General features: G+C 73.7%; 2 protein-coding genes (1 of these 2 cut by a window edge). Both read left to right on the forward strand.

All coding sequences use genetic code 11. The features are described 5' to 3' along the window. On the forward strand, positions 1-6,483 hold the 3' portion of the coding sequence (locus E6R18_RS21800) for a type I polyketide synthase (RefSeq protein ID WP_136318585.1). 2,649 nt of this gene lie to the left of the window's left edge; the window shows 6,483 of its 9,132 coding nt (coding positions 2,650-9,132); the start codon falls outside the window, past its left edge; its stop codon occupies positions 6,481-6,483. 5 nt (positions 6,484-6,488) lie between these two features. Beyond that, positions 6,489-16,638: type I polyketide synthase (locus E6R18_RS21805; RefSeq protein ID WP_136318586.1), on the forward strand; the 10,150-nt coding region annotated here is incomplete at its 3' end.

The following is a 16,638-nucleotide window of genomic DNA, read 5'->3' on the forward strand; positions in this document are numbered from 1 at the left end:
GACGGCCACCCGGTCGACTGGCACCACTTCTACGACGCCACGGACGCGCGGCCCACCGACCTGCCGACCTACCCCTTCGCCCGGGACCGCTACTGGATGCAGAACCCCGAAGGCGCCAAGGACCGGCGGCAGGAGCGGGACCCCGGGGACGGCCTGACCTACCAGGTGTCCTGGACGCCGTTGGGAGCCGTGGGCGCCGCCGGTGTCGATGTGACGGGTGGCGGCTGGCTGCTGGTCGAATCGGCGGGTGTGGAGGATGCGTGGGCGGATGCGCTCGCGGAGGGGCTGGCGGAGCGTGGCGGGGAGGTTGCTCGGCTGCGGCTTGGGTCCGGCGATCTGGAGCGGTCGGCGCTGGCGGCTCGGCTTTCGGAGTTTGCTGGTCACGCGCGTGTGGTGTCGTTCCTGGGTCAGGACGAGTCGGGGTCGGGTGGTGTTGCCGCGTCGGCTGTTTTGGTGCAGGCGTTGGGTGATGCCGGGGTGGGTTGCCCGGTGTGGTGGGTGACCTCGGGGGCGGTGTCGTCGGGGCCCGGGGATGCGGTCTCGCATCCGGTGCGGGCCGGCGTGTGGGGTCTGGGCCGGGTGGTGGCGTTGGAGGAGCCGGGGCGTTGGGGCGGTCTGGTCGATGTCCCGGAAGAGGTGTCTCAGGGCGCTGTTGGCCGGCTGGTGGAGGTGTTGGCCGGTGGTTACGGGGATGAGGACGAGGTCGCGGTGCGGGGTGGGGCGGTCCTGGGCCGCCGCCTGGCGCCCGCGTCCGCGTGGTCCGGGGATGCGGTCTGGTCGCCGTCGGGGACGGTGTTGGTGTCGGGTGGTACGGGTGTGTTGGGTGCTCGGGTGGCGCGTTGGGTGGTGGAGCGGGGCGCGGAGCGTGTCGTCCTGATCAGCAGGCGTGGTCTGGAGGCGGAGGGCGCGCCGGAGCTGCGGGATGGTCTGCGTGAGCTGGGTGCCGAGGTTGATGTGGTGGCCTGTGATGTGGCCGTGCGTGGGGAGGTGGAGGCGCTCTTCGAGCGGTTCGACGTCTCGGCGGTGGTGCACACGGCTGGTGTCCTGGACGACGGTGTGGTGGATGGTCTGACCTCTGAGCGGGTGGCCGGTGTCTGGGGCGCGAAGGCAGCGGGTGCGTGGAACCTTCACCACGCCTCGCTCGGGCGTGAGTTGGACGCGTTCGTGTTGTTCTCGTCGGCTGCTGGTGTGTGGGGTGGTGCGGGGCAGGGGGCGTACGCGGCGGCGAATGCGGCCCTGGACGGACTGGTGGAGTTCCGGCGTGCCCAGGGCCTGACCGGTTCCTCGATCGGGTGGGGCCCCTGGGCGGAAGGCGGGATGGCGGACGATGCCACCGTTCTGGCCCGCGCCGAGCGCGGCGGGCTGACCCCGCTGGCTCCCGGGGCCGCCCTCGGCATCCTCGGTTCGGCGTCGGGTTGTGTGACGGTCGCGGATGTGGACTGGGAGCGATTCGTACCCGGGATGACCGCGCTGCGGCCGAATCCCCTGTGGGACGAGGTCGCACCGCGTCGGGCGGACCGTCCAGCCGCTGGTGGCGGGGGACTGAGGGAACGCCTGGCCGGGGTGTCGGGTGCGGCGCGGCGTTCGTTGGTGATGGACGTGGTGCGCGGGCAGGTCGCGGCCGTGCTCGGATTCGCCGACCCGGCGGCCGTGGAGGTGTCGAAGGCATTCCGTGACCTCGGCTTCGACTCCCTGACCGCCGTCGAACTGCGCAACGCCCTCACCGCCGAGACCGGCCTCACGCTCGCATCGACGGTTGTCTTCGACTACCCCTCGGTCGATGCGCTGACCACCTTTGTGGTGACCAAGCTGTTCGGCGCGGAGGAAGAGGCCGCTGTGCCGGGCGTGCTGCCTGCGTTCCGGGCCGTGGGTGATGACCCGGTGGTCGTGGTGGGCATGGGCTGCCGCTTCCCGGGCGGCGCGGATTCCCCGGAGGAGCTGTGGCGGCTGCTCGCCGAGGGCACCGATGCCCTGGGCGCCTTCCCCGCCGACCGTGGCTGGGAGCTGAACGGGGGTGCGGCCGGCCAAGGTTTCGCCCCTGTCGGCGGTTTCGTCGCCGGTGCGACGGACTTCGATGCCGGCCTGTTCGGGATCTCGCCGCGTGAGGCCCTGGCGATGGACCCGCAGCAGCGGCTGCTGCTGGAGGTCGTATGGGAGTCGCTGGAACGGTCGGGCATCGCCCCGTACTCGCTGCGCGGGCTCCCGGTGGGCGTCTTCGCGGGGACGAACGGCCAGGACTACCCGGCGCTGCTGGCCCTGGCCGGTGAGTCGGGAGACGGATACGGCGGTACGGGCAGCTCGGGCAGCGTGCTGTCCGGCCGTGTCTCGTACGCGCTCGGGCTGGAAGGCCCGGCGGTGACCGTGGACACGGCGTGCTCGTCATCGTTGGTCGCTCTGCATCTGGCCGCGCAGGCGCTCCGGTTGGGTGAGTGCGATCTCGCGCTGGCCGGTGGTGTGACCGTGATGTCGACACCGGGCGCGTTCGTGGAGTTCGAGCGGCAGGGGGGTCTTGCCGGTGACGGCCGGTGCAAGGCGTTCTCGGACGACGCGGACGGTACGGGCTGGGGTGAGGGCGTCGGTGTCCTGGTTCTGGAGCGGTTGTCGGATGCGCGTCGCAAGGGTCACCACGTGCTGGCGGTCGTGCGCGGCAGTGCGGTGAACCAGGACGGTGCGTCCAACGGCCTGACCGCGCCGAATGGTCCCTCGCAGCAGCGGGTCATTCGTCAGGCGCTGGCCACCGCCGGTCTGACGGCCGCCGAGGTGGACGCGGTGGAGGCGCACGGTACGGGTACGAAGCTGGGCGACCCGATCGAGGCGCAGGCGCTCCTTGCGACCTATGGCCAGGACCGTCCGGCCGATCAGCCGCTGTGGCTGGGGTCGATCAAGTCGAACATCGGTCACACGCAGGCCGCCGCCGGTGTCGCGGGTGTCATGAAGATGATCCTGGCGATGCGCCACGAGATCCTGCCGCAGTCCTTGCACGTCGGTACCCCGTCCTCGCATGTGGACTGGTCGGAGGGTGCGGTTGAGCTGCTGGACCGGGCGCGGGACTGGGCGGCTGGTGACCGGCCGAGGCGGGCGGGTGTGTCCGCGTTCGGGGTCAGTGGGACGAACGCCCATGTGATCATTGAGGAGCCGCCGGCCCTCACGCAGTCGGTGGCGGTTTCGGATGTTGTGCTGCCGGTGGTGCCGTGGCTGGTGTCCGCGAAGGCGGCGGCCGGTGTCGCGGAACAAGCGGGGCGACTCGCTACCGGCGTCGAGGGTCTGGACGCGATTGACGTCGGCCTGTCGCTGGCGACCACCCGGGCCGCGCTGGAGCACCGGGCCGTCGTCCTGGGCGCGGACACCGAGGAGCTGCGTACGCGACTCGGCGAGCAGCTGGTCCCGGTAGCGGCTCGGGACGGCCTGACCGGGTTCGTGTTCTCGGGCCAAGGCGGCCAGCGCCTGGGCATGGGCCGGGAGCTGGCAGAGGTCTTCCCGGTGTTCGCGACAGCCCTGGACGAGGTGTGCGGGCACTTCGACGGGCTGCGTGAGGTGATGTTCACCGATGCGGAGGCGTTGCAGAGCACCGGTTGGGCGCAGCCGGCGTTGTTCGCGGTGGAGGTGGCGTTGTTCCGGTTGGTGGAGTCGTGGGGGGTGCGCCCGGATTACCTCGTCGGGCATTCGGTGGGCGAGCTGGCCGCCGCGCATGTGGCCGGGGTGCTTTCCCTGGCCGATGCGTGCCAGCTGGTCGCGGCCCGTGCCGGTCTGATGCAGGCGCTGCCTGCCGGCGGTGCGATGTGGGCGGTACGGGCGACGCTGGACGAGGTCACTCCGCTGCTGGTGGACGGCGTGTCGGTGGCGGCGGTGAACGCCCCCGGCCAGGTCGTCCTGTCCGGTTCGCGCGAGGCGGTCGAGGCGGTGGCCTTGGGCTTTGAAGGCCGCCAGGGCCGTTGGCTGGAGGTCAGCCACGCGTTCCACTCGTTCCTGATGGACCCGATGTTGTCCGAATTCTCCTCTGCTGCAAGCGGGTTGACGTACGAGCGCCCGCGCATCCCGATCGTCTCCACGCTGACGGCCGAGCCGGTCACCGAGTTCACGGCGTCCTACTGGGCCGACCAGGTCCGTGGCACGGTCCGCTTTGCCGACGCGGTCACCCAGCTGAAGGCCCTCGGCGTCACCCGCTTCCTCGAACTCGGCCCGGACGCAAGCCTCGTGGGCGCGATCGGCGAGAGCGACGAGGACGCGTTCGCCGTGGCGGCGTTGAACCGAAAGCAGTCCGAGCCCGTCACCGCCGTCACCGCGCTCGCCCGGCTCTGGGCGGACGGTGCCGACGTCGACTGGGCGGCGTTCTACGCCCCGACCGGCGCCCGCACCACCAGCCTGCCCACGTACGCGTTCCAGAGGGAGCGCTACTGGCCGGGCGTGCGCCGGGAGCCGGTGGTGGCTTCGGCGGCTGACGCCGTGTTCTGGGACGCGGTGGAGCGTGGTGACGACGAGCTGTTCGCGTCGGAGTTCGGTGTCGATGTGGGGGCGCCGCTGCGGGAGACGCTGCCGGCGTTCTCGGCGTGGCAGCGCCGTCGTCGGGAGCGCGAGGCGGCCGACAAGCTGCGCTATGAGGTGTCCTGGGCACCGTTGCAGTCCGCTGCGGTCGATGTGTCGGGTGGCGGATGGCTGCTGGTTGAGCCGGTGGGTGTGGAGGATGCGTGGGCGGATGCGCTCGCGGAGGAGCTGATGGCGCGCGGCGGGGAGGTTGCTCGGCTGCGGCTTGGGTCCGGCGATCTGGAGCGGTCGGCGCTGGCGGCTCGGCTTTCGGAGTTTGCTGGTCACGCGCGTGTGGTGTCGTTCCTGGGCCAGGAGGAATCGGGGTCGGGCGGTGTCGCTGCGTCGGCCGTCCTCGTGCAGGCGTTGGGTGATGCCGGGGTGGGTTGCCCGGTGTGGTGGGTGACGTCCGGTGCGGTGTCTGCGGGGCCGGGTGATGGGGTTACGCATCCGGTGCGGGCCGGTGTCTGGGGCGTGGGCCGGGTGGTGGCGTTGGAGGAGCCGGGGCGTTGGGGCGGTCTGGTCGACGTTCCGGATCAGACGTCCCGAGAGGCCGTTGGTCGGCTGATGGACGTGCTGGCCGGTGGTTACGGGGATGAGGACGAGGTCGCGGTGCGGGGTGGGGCGGTCCTGGGCCGCCGCCTGGCGCCCGCGTCCGCGCGGTCCGGGGATGCGGTCTGGTCGCCGGCGGGGACGGTGTTGGTGTCCGGTGGTACGGGTGTGTTGGGTGCTCGGGTGGCGCGTTGGGTGGTGGAGCGGGGCGCGGAGCGCGTCGTGCTCGTGAGCCGGCGCGGTCTGGAGGCGGAGGGCGCGCCGGAGCTGCGGACCGGCCTTCGCGAGCTGGGTGCCGAGGTTGACGTGGTGGCCTGTGATGTGGCCGTGCGTGGGGAGGTGGAGGCGCTCTTCGAGCGGTTCGACGTCTCGGCGGTGGTGCACACGGCCGGTGTCTTGGACGACGGTGTGGTGGATGGTCTGACCCCTGACCGGGTGGCCGGTGTCTGGAACGCGAAGGCAGCGGGTGCGTGGAACCTCCACCACGCCTCGCTCGGGCGCGAACTCGACGCGTTCGTGTTGTTCTCGTCGGCTGCGGGTGTGTGGGGTGGTGCGGGGCAGGGTGCGTACGCGGCGGCGAATGCGGCCCTGGACGGACTGGTGGAGTTCCGGCGTGCCCAGGGCCTGACCGGTTCCTCGATCGGGTGGGGCCCCTGGGCGGAGGGCGGGATGGCGGACGACGCCACCGTTCTGGCCCGGATGGGCCGGGGCGGCGTACGTCCGCTCGACCCCGGCACCGCACTGGACATCCTGGGCTCCGCGGACGGCTGCTTCGCTGTGGCCGACATGGACTGGGAACGGTTCGTATCGTCCGTGACGGCGTTGCGCGCGAACCGTCTGTGGGACGAGGTCGCACCGCGTGCGGCCGATCGTCCGGCCGTTGAGGCCGGAGGGCTGAGCGAGCGGTTGGCCGGACTGTCGGGTGTGGCGCGGCGTTCGTTGGTGATGGACGTGGTGCGCGGGCAGGTCGCGGCCGTGCTCGGATTCGCCGACCCGGCGGCCGTGGAGGTGTCGAGGGCCTTCCGTGACCTGGGTTTCGACTCCCTGACCGCCGTCGAACTGCGCAACGCCCTCACCGCCGAGACCGGCCTCAAACTCCCCTCGACGCTCGCCTTCGACCACCCGACCACCCTCGCCCTGACCGAGTTCCTGCTCGGCGAGCTGGTCGAGGAGCCGGCCGGTGAGGTCCGGGACGTAGCGGCCGAACTGGACCGGATCGAGGCAGCCCTGCTGGCTCTGCCCGCCCCCGAGTATGCGCGGCTGAGGGTCGCCTCGCGCCTGCAACAACTGATGAAACGACTGGATGGTGTGCCATCCGAGACGAGCGCCGTGGACATCTCGGCAAAGATCGAAGCGGCTACATCCGACGACATCTTTGCTCTTATCGACCATGAGATCGGGAAGCGGTGAGCTTGATGAGTAACGAGGACAAGCTTCTCGGGTACTTGAAGAAGGTCACGCTTGAGCTTCACGAGACCAAGCAGCGCCTTCACAGCGTGGAGTCCGCCGGCACCGAACCCGTGGCCGTGGTGGGTATGGGCTGCCGCTTCCCGGGCGGGGCGAACTCGCCGGAGGAACTCTGGCGGCTGGTGGCGGACGGCGTCGACGCGCTGGACGCGTTCCCCCCGGACCGGGGCTGGGACGGCCACCAGGGCGTCGGCGGGTTCGTCGAGGGTGCGGCGGACTTCGACCCGGGCCTGTTCGGGATCTCGCCGCGTGAGGCCCTGGCCATGGATCCGCAGCAGCGGTTGCTGCTGGAGGTCGTGTGGGAGTCGCTGGAGCGCTCGGGCATCGCCCCGTACTCGCTGCGCGGGCTCCCGGTGGGCGTCTTCGCGGGGACGAACGGCCAGGACTACCCGACGGCGTTGGCCTTGGCGGGGGAGTCCGCCGAGGGCTACGGCGGTACGGGCAGCTCGGGCAGCGTGTTGTCGGGCCGGGTCTCGTACGCGCTGGGGCTTGAGGGCCCGGCGGTCACGATCGATACGGCGTGCTCGTCGTCGCTCGTCGCTATGCACCTTGCCGCGCAGGCGTTGCGGTCGGGTGAGTGTGATCTCGCGTTGGCCGGTGGTGTGACGATCATGTCCACGCCCGGGGCCTTCATTGAGTTCGAGCGGCAGGGGGGTCTTGCCGGTGACGGCCGGTGCAAGGCGTTCTCCGATGACGCGGACGGTACGGGCTGGGGCGAGGGCGTCGGCGTTCTCGTCCTGGAGCGGCTGTCCGACGCCCAGCGCCACGGCCACCAGATCCTGGCGGTCGTGCGCGGCAGCGCGGTCAATCAGGACGGTGCGTCCAACGGCCTGACCGCGCCGAACGGTCCCTCGCAGCAGCGCGTCATTCGCCAAGCCCTGGCCACCGCCGGTCTGACGGCCGCCGAGGTGGACGCGGTGGAGGCGCACGGTACGGGTACGAAGCTGGGCGACCCGATCGAGGCGCAGGCGCTCCTTGCGACCTATGGCCAGGACCGTCCGGCCGATCAGCCGCTGTGGCTCGGCTCGATCAAGTCCAACATCGGTCACACGCAGGCCGCCGCCGGTGTCGCGGGTGTCATGAAGATGATCCTGGCGATGCGCCACGAGACCCTGCCCCAGTCCCTCCATGTCGGTACCCCGTCCTCGCACGTGGACTGGACGGCAGGCGCGGTCGAGCTGCTGTCCGAGCCCCGCGCATGGCCGCACTCCGAACGGCTCCGCCGGGCCGGGGTGTCGTCCTTCGGAATCAGCGGGACGAACGCTCACGTGATCATCGAGGAGCCGCCGGCCCTCACGCAGTCGGTGGCGGTTTCGGATGTTGTACCACCGGTGGTGCCGTGGCTGGTGTCCGCGAAGACGGCGGCCGGTGTCGCGGAACAGGCACGGCGACTGGCATCCGGGGCGGGTGACCGGGACGCGGTCGACGTCGGCCTGTCGCTGGCGACCACCCGGGCCGCGCTGGAGCACCGCGCGGTCGTCCTGGGCGCGGACACCGAGGAGCTGCGTACGCGACTCGGCGAGCAGCTGGTACCGGTCGTGGCTCGGGACGGCCTGACCGGGTTCGTGTTCTCGGGCCAAGGCGGCCAGCGCGTCGGTATGGGCCGGGAGCTGGCGGAAGCGTTCCCGGTGTTCGCGGCGGCGCTGGACGAGGTGTGCGGGCACTTCGACGGGCTGCGCGAGGTCATGTTCACCGACGCGGAGGCGCTGAAGAACACCGGATGGGCGCAGCCCGCGCTCTTCGCGGTCGAGGTGGCGCTGTTCCGGCTGTTCGAGTCGTGGGGCGTCCACCCGGACTACCTCGTCGGCCACTCGGTCGGTGAACTGGCCGCCGCGCACGTCGCCGGGGCGCTGTCCCTCGCGGATGCCTGCCGTCTGGTCGCCGCCCGCGCGAAGCTGATGCAGGCACTGCCGACCGGCGGCGCCATGTGGGCCGTACGCGCCACCCCCGACGAGGTCACACCTCTCCTCACGGACGGCGTCTCCATAGCAGCGGTCAACGCCCCCGGCCAGGTCGTCGTCTCCGGTACGCGCGAGGCCGTCGAGGCCATAGCGAACCGCCTGCCCGACCACCAGGGCCGCCGGCTGGACGTCAGCCACGCCTTCCACTCGTCCCTGATGGACCCGATGCTGGCCCCATTCGTCACCGTCGCAAGCGAGTTGACGTACGACACCCCCCGTATCCCCATCGTCTCCACCCTCACCGCCGAGCCGGTCACCGAGTTCACGGCGTCGTACTGGGCCGACCAGGTCCGTGGCACGGTCCGCTTCGCCGACGCGGTCACCCGCCTCAAGGCCCTCGGCGTCACCCGCTTCCTCGAACTCGGCCCGGACGCAAGCCTCGTGGGCGCGATCGGCGAGACCGACGAGGACGCGTTCGCCGTAGCCGCCCTGAACCGCAAGCAGCCCGAACCCACCACCGCCGTCACCGCGCTCGCCCGGCTCTGGGCGGACGGCGCCGACGTCGACTGGGCGGCGTTCTACGCCCCGACCGGCGCCCGCACCACCGACCTGCCCACCTACGCCTTCCAGCACCAGCGCTACTGGCCGACCGCCCGGCTCACGGCGGGTCCGGTTCCGCTCGGTTCCGCCGGGGCCGGGCATCCTCTGCTCCAGGCCGTGATCAGCCTGGCGGACTCGGGGGACGTGCTGTTCCTGGGCGGGCTCTCAGTGCAGGCGCATCCCTGGCTCGCGGACCATCAGGTGGCGGGGCGGATCGTGTTCCCCGGCACCGGGCTTCTCGACCTCGCCCTGTGCGCCGGGGAACACGTCGGCTGCGAACGGGTCGAGGAGCTGACCCTGACGGCGCCCCTGGTGATCCCGGAGAACGGTGTCGTACACGTGCAGTTGCTGGTCGGCGCGCTGGACGCCACCGGCTGCCGCACCGTACAGGTGTCCTCCCGGCAGGACGGCGAGCCCGCCGACAGCTGGACGCGCCACGCCACCGGCCTGCTCGCCCCGGCCCGGGACGAGGAACCGGCGTACGACCTCACCCAGTGGCCCCCGGACGGCGCGCAGGAACTGGACACGGCCGGGCTCTACGCGGCCCTGGCCGGGCTCGGCCTCCAGTACGGTCCCGTCTTCCGCGGGCTGCGCCGGGCATGGCGGCGGGCCGACGAAATCTTCGTCGAAGCCCTGCTCGACGACCCCGCCCAGCCCTCGGGCGCCGACGCCTACCCACTGCACCCGGCCGTCCTGGACTCGGTCCTGCACGCCATGGCGCTCGGCGCCACCGGTGACCGGGCGGACGGGGGCGAGAGTGCTCCCGGGCAGCTGCCGTTCTCCTGGAACGGGGTGGCCCTGCACGCCGTGGGGGCCGGTGCCCTCCGGGCGCGCCTGACGCTCGGCGGGCCGGACGGCGTCTCCGTCCAGGTCGCCGACGTCACGGGCCGGCCCGTCGCCGACGTCGCCTCGTTGACGCTTCGGCCGATGGCCCAGGACGCGCGGGACTCCGAGGAATCCGGCGCTGCCGCATCGGCGGACGCCGCCCTGCGGGACGCCCTGTTCCGGCTGGACTGGACGCGGATCGCGGCGCCCCACGCGCCTTCCGGGCCCCACGCGCCTTCCGGGCCGGACGTGCCTTCCGGGCCGGACGTGCCTTCCGGGCCGGACGTGCCTTCCGGGCCGGACGTGCCTTCCGGGCCGGACGCGCCCTCCGGGCCGGACGCGCCTTCCCGGCCCCACGCGCCCTCCGGGCCCCACGCGCCCGGCTGGGTGCTGATCGGCGAGGACGGCGGCCCGGCCGCGTACCCCGACCTGGCGGCCCTGCGCGCGGCGATCGACGCCGGACAGCCCCTGCCCGACGTGGTGGTGGCCCGAGCGGCCGCAGGAACCGAAGGAACCGCACCGGCCGACCGCACCCACGACGCCGTTCTGCGCACCCTCGCCCTTCTTCAGGACTGGCTCTCCGACGAGCGCTTCACCGACGCCCGCCTGGTCCTCGTCTGCGACGGGGCGGTGGCGGTCCGGCCCGAGGAGGACGTACGGGACCTGGCCGGCGCGGCCGTCTGGGGTCTCGTGCGGTCGGCGCAGTCCGAACATCCGGATCGGTTCCAACTCATCGACGCACAGGGGGCGTTGAGCGAGGCCGCCGACCTCGCGTGCGGCTCGTCCGAGCCGCAGCTCGCCGTCCGTGACGGTGAGCTGTTCGCCTGCCGGCTGGCCGTCGCACCGCCGATGGGCGAGGCGCCCGCGTACGACCCCGAGGGCACCGTGCTCGTCACCGGTGCCACCGGCGAACTCGGCGGTGTGATCTCCCGCCACCTGGTCACCGCCCGGGGCGTCCGCCACCTGCTGCTCCTCAGCCGTCGCGGGCCCGCCGCGCCGGGCGCCGCCGAGCTGGTCGCCGAACTGACCGGGCTCGGCGCCGATGTCAGCCTCCTGGCCTGCGACGCGGCGGACCGGGACGCCCTCGCCGCCGCCCTCGCCACCGTGCCCGGCGCACACCCGCTGACCGGTGTCGTACACACCGCCGGTGTCCTCGCGGACGCGACGGTGACGTCCATGACGCCGGAGCAGGTGGCGCACGTGCTGCGGCCCAAGGTGGACGCAGCCCTCCACCTGCACGAGCTGACGCGCGAGGCGCCCCTGTCGGCGTTCGTCCTGTACTCCTCGGTCTCGGCCGCGCTCGGCGCGCCCGGGCAGGGCAACTACGCCGCCGCCAACGCCTTCCTCGACGCGCTCGCCCAGCGCCGCCGTGCCGAAGGGCTCCCCGGGCTCTCCCTGGGGTGGGGCCTGTGGGACGGCTCGGGCGAGATGACCGGCGAGCTCGGCGAGGCCGACCGGCGGCGCATGGCACGGGGCGGCGTGGTGCCGCTGTCCGTCGCCGACGGCACCGCACTGTTCGATCTCGCGGCCGCCACCGGGCACGCGGCGGTGCTGCCCGTCCGCCTCGACCTCGCCGTGCTGCGCGAGTCCGCCGAGCACCTGCCGCCGGTCTTCCGCGGCCTGGTCCGCGCCCCCCGGCGACGCGCGGCCGCCGCCGGCACCGCCACGGCGGACTCGCTGACCGGCCGGCTCGCCCCGCTCCCGTCCGAGGAGCGGTTCGCCGCCCTGTGCGAACTGGTCCGGGAGCGGGCGGCCACCGTGCTCGGCCACGGCTCGGCGCACGACGTGGCCCCCGACCTGCCCTTCCGCGAGCTGGGCTTCGACTCGCTCACCGCGGTCGAACTGCGCAACCACCTCAACGCGGCGACCGGTCTGCGGCTCTCCGCGACCCTCGTCTTCGACCACCCGACCGCCGAGGCCGTCGCCCGCCACGTACTGGAGCGGCTGTTCGGTCAGGAGCCCGCCGAACCGGCCGCGCCCGTACGGCGCCCGGGCCGCACGGACGCGGACGACCCCGTCGTCATCGTCGGCATGGCCTGCCGCTACCCCGGCGGCGTCCGCGGCCCCGACGACCTGTGGGACCTGGTGCGCACCGGCGCCGATGGCGTCACCCCGTTCCCCGAGGACCGGGGCTGGGACCTGGAGCGGCTGTACGACGCCGACCCGGACACCGGCGGCGCGAGCTATGTGCGCGAGGGCGGGTTCCTGCACGACGCGGCCGAGTTCGACGCGGCGTTCTTCGGGATCTCGCCGCGCGAGGCGCTGGTCATGGACCCGCAGCAGCGCCTCCTCCTGGAGACGTCCTGGGAGGCCGTGGAGTCGGCGGGCATCGACCCCGCCACCCTGCGCGGCCGGCGCACCGGGGTCTTCGCGGGCGTCATGTACCACGACTACCTGGCCCGGCTGCACACCATCCCCAAGGGTGCCGAGGGGTTCCTCGGCACCGGTTCGGCGGGCAGCGTCGTCACCGGCCGCGTCGCCTACCTGATGGGCCTCGAAGGGCCCGCCGTGACGGTCGACACCGCCTGCTCCTCCTCGCTGGTGTCGCTGCACCTCGCGGCGCAGGCGCTGCGCGCGGGCGAGTGCGACACGGCGCTGGCCGGCGGGGTCACCGTGATGGCGACCCCGGGGACCTTCATCGACTTCAGCCGGCAGCGCGGCCTCGCCCCAGACGGCCGCTGCAAGTCCTTCTCGTCCACCGCGGACGGCACCGGATGGGCCGAGGGCGTCGGCATGCTGCTGCTCGAACGGCTCTCCGACGCGCGCCGCCACGGACACCGGGTGCTGGCCGTCGTCCGGGGTTCGGCGGTCAACCAGGACGGCGCGTCCAACGGCCTGACAGCGCCCAACGGCCCCGCCCAGCAACGCGTCATCCGGCAGGCCCTGGACCGGGCCGGGCTCCGCCCCGCAGAGGTGGACGCCGTCGAGGGCCACGGCACCGGGACCGTGCTCGGCGACCCCATCGAGGCCCAGGCGCTCCTTGCCACGTACGGCCAGGACCGGCCCGAGGGCCGGCCGCTGTGGCTCGGCTCCCTCAAGTCGAACATCGGGCACGCCCAGGCAGCCGCGGGCGTCGGCGGCATCATCAAGATGGTGCAGGCCATGCGGCACGGCGTGCTGCCGCCGACCCTGCACGTGGACCGGCCGAGCGAAGAGGTCGACTGGTCGGGCGGGCAGGTCGAACTGCTCACCGAGACCGTCTCCTGGCCCACGACCGACCGCCCCCGCCGCGCCGGTGTCTCCTCCTTCGGCATCAGCGGCACCAACGCGCACGTCATCCTGGAAGCCCCGGCCGAGCGGCAGGCAGCCGCCCCGGCGCCCGCGACCCGGCCGGCGCCGCCCGTGCTGCCGCTGCTGGTGTCGGCCCGTACCGAGGCGGCCGTACCCGGCCAGGCCGCGGCCCTGCGCGACCACCTCGCACGTAACCCCGGGCTCGACCCGCTCGACGTGGCCTACTCGCTCGCCACCACGCGCCCCCTGTTCGACCACCGGGCGCTCACGGTCGCCGCCGACCGGGAAGGGCTGCTGGCCGGGCTGGACGCCATCGCGGCCGGCACCGCCGCACCGGGCGTCGCGCACGGCCGGGCCGCGCGGCACCGCACCGCGATGCTGTTCACCGGGCAGGGCAGCCAGCGGGTCGGCATGGGCAGCGAGCTGTACGCGTCCGCGCCCGCGTTCACCGAGGCGCTGGACGCGGTGTGCGAGCACCTCGACGCCGAACTCGGTACCTCGCTGCGTGAGTTGATGTTCACCGATGAGGAGGCCCTGTCGGGTACGGGGTATGCGCAGCCCGCGCTGTTCGCCCTGGAAGTGGCCCTGTACCGGCTGTTGGAGTCCTTCGGCGTCGTGGCCGACCAGCTGGCCGGCCACTCGGTCGGTGAACTGGCCGCCGCGCACGTGGCGGGCGTACTGAGCCTTCAGGACGCCTGCCGACTGGTCGCGGCCCGCGCACGGCTGATGCAGGCGCTGCCCATGGGCGGCGCGATGCTGGCCCTGCGGGCGACCGAGGCGGAGGTCACCCCCCTGCTGGGCGAGGGCGTGGACCTCGCCGCGGTCAACGGCCCTGGGGCCGTGGTGCTGTCGGGCGAGGAGGAAGCCGTCCTCGCGGTGGCCGGGCGGTTCGCGGACCGCCGGGCCAAGCGGCTGCGGGTGAGCCACGCCTTCCACTCCGCCCGGATGGACCCGATGCTGGAGGAGTTCCGCCGGGTCGCCGAGTCCGTCACCCACCACCCGGCGAAGATCCCGGTCGTGCCGACCGGCGGCTCCCTCGCGTCCGAGCCGGACGCCTTCGGGACGCCGGAGTACTGGGTGCGCCAGGTCCGCGAGACCGTGCGCTTCCACGACGCGGTCACCCGGCTGCGCGCGGACGGGGTGAGCACCTTCGTCGAACTCGGCCCGGACCCGGTCCTCACGGCCGCCGTCGGGGAGTGCCTGGCGAACGACGACAGCGACGACACCGGGGCGGCACCGGTCGTGCGCGCCGCCGCCCTGCGCCGAGGCCGGCCCGAGACCGGGACGCTCGCCGCCGCGCTGGCCCCGCTGCTCGTCCACGGAAACGGCGCGCGGCGGCCGGAGTTCTACGACGGCACGGGGGCCCGCCGCGTCGACCTGCCGACGTACGCGTTCCACCACCAGAGGTACTGGGCCGAGAACGCCTCGGCCCCGGCCGGCCTGGCGGGCGCCGGACTCAGCGGCGCCGACCACCCGCTGCTCGGCGCCTGCGTCCCGCTGTCCGGCGGGGGGTCCGTCTGCACCGGGCGGCTCTCCACCGCCGCCCACCCGTGGCTCGCGGACCACCTCGTCGCCGGGGTGGAGCTGCTGCCCGGCACCGCACTCGTCGACCTGGCCGTGCACGCGGGCGACCACGCCGGCTGCGGCCTGGTGGACGAACTGGTGCTGTCCGCGCCCCTGCCCCTGGACGCGGGGGACCGGCAGCTCCAGGTCCTGACCGAGCCCGCGGGACCGGCCGGGAACCACACCGTACGGATCTCCTCCCGGCCGGCCGACGCGCCCGCCGAGACGCCCTGGACCCTGCACGCGACCGGCACCCTCGCCGCGGCCGCCCCGTCCGGCGGCGAGCCGTTCGACACCTCCGTATGGCCGCCGCGGGGCGCGCTGGAAGTGCCGCTCGACGGGCTCTACGACGGCGACCAGGACCCGGGCGGGACCGGTGTCGCGTACGGCCCCGCCTTCCAGGGGCTCACCGCGGCCTGGCGGCGCGAGGGCGAGCTCTACGCCGAAGTGGCGCTGCCCGAACCGGTCCCCGACGACACCGGGCGGTACGGGCTGCACCCCGCCCTCCTCGACGCGGCCCTGCACGGACTCGCCCACCTGCTGCCCGGCGCCGCCGGCCGGCTCGTGCCGTTCTCCTTCGCGGGCGCCGCCCTGTACGCGCAGGGCGCCACCGCACTGCGCGTACGGCTGACCGCGACCGGCGCCGAAGAGGTGGCGCTCAGCGCCGTGGACCCGGCCGGGCGGGCGGTCGCCTCGATCGCCTCGCTCACACTGCGGCCCCACGCCGTCGGCCGCCCCCGCGAGGCGTCGGCGGTGGACGGGCTGTTCCGCGTCGAGTGGCAGCCGGTGCCGGAGGCGGAGGCCGGGGCGGGCCGGTGCGCGCTGGTCGGTACGGACGCGCTGGGCATCATGGACACCCTGACCGGGTCGGGCGTGTGGACCGAGTCGTTCGCCGACCTGGAGGCCCTGTCGGCCGCCGCGTCGGCGGGCATGACCCTGCCCGGGACCGTCCTGGTCTCCGTCGCCTCCGACGCCGGGGCCGACCCGGCCCGTGCCATACGGGACATCACCGGCGCGGCACTGCGGACCGTGCGGTCCTGGATCGCCGACGAGCGGTTCGCCGGAGCGAAACTGGTCTTCGTCACCCGGGGCGCGCTCGGCGACGGCACCGCGCGCCCGGACGACCTGGCCTGTGCGCCGCTCTGGGGCCTGGTGCGGACCGCCCAGTCGGAGAACCCCGGCCGCTTCCACCTCGTGGACCTCGACGGGACGGATGCCTCGGTCCTCGCCCTGCCCGCCGCATTCGGCACCGGGGAACCTCAACTAACCATCAGGGGAGGCGAGTTGCGTGCGGCAAGGCTCGCCCGGGTCGCCGTCCCCGAGGAGCCCGGCGCCGCCTGGGACCCGGACGGCACCGTGCTGGTCACCGGTGCCACCGGCGCACTCGGCGGCCTGGTCGCCCGTCACCTCGTCGCCGGACACGGCGTACGGCACCTGCTGCTGGTCAGCCGCAGCGGACCGGCCGCCCCCGGCGCCGAAACGCTGCGGGCCGAACTCGCGGAACTGGGCGCCGACGTGACCCTGGCCGCCTGCGACGCGGCCGACCGGGCCGCCCTGGCCGGGGCCCTGGCAGCGGTCGACCCGGCGCATCCGCTGACCGCCGTGGTCCACCTCGCCGGCGTCCTGGACGACGGCGTGATCACCTCGCTCACGCCGGACCGGTTCGACGCGGTGCTGCACGCCAAGGCGGACGCCGCACTGCACCTGCACGAACTGACCCGCGACGCCGAGCTGGCCGACTTCGTGCTGTTCTCCTCGTCGGCGGCCACCTTCGGCACCCCGGGCCAGGCCAACTACGCGGCCGCCAACGCCTTCCTCGACGCCCTGGCGGAGCAGCGGCGCGCCGACGGACTGCCGGGCCGGTCGCTCGCCTGGGGCGCCTGGGAGCACGGCATGGCCGGCCGGCTCGACGGGGTGGACCGCGGCCGCATGGCCCGGGGCGGTGTGCTCGCCCTGAGCGACCGGGACGGGCTCGCGC

Origin of the sequence: Streptomyces sp. A1277 (assembly GCF_004795015.1) — a bacterium.
GTDB lineage: Bacteria > Actinomycetota > Actinomycetes > Streptomycetales > Streptomycetaceae > Streptomyces.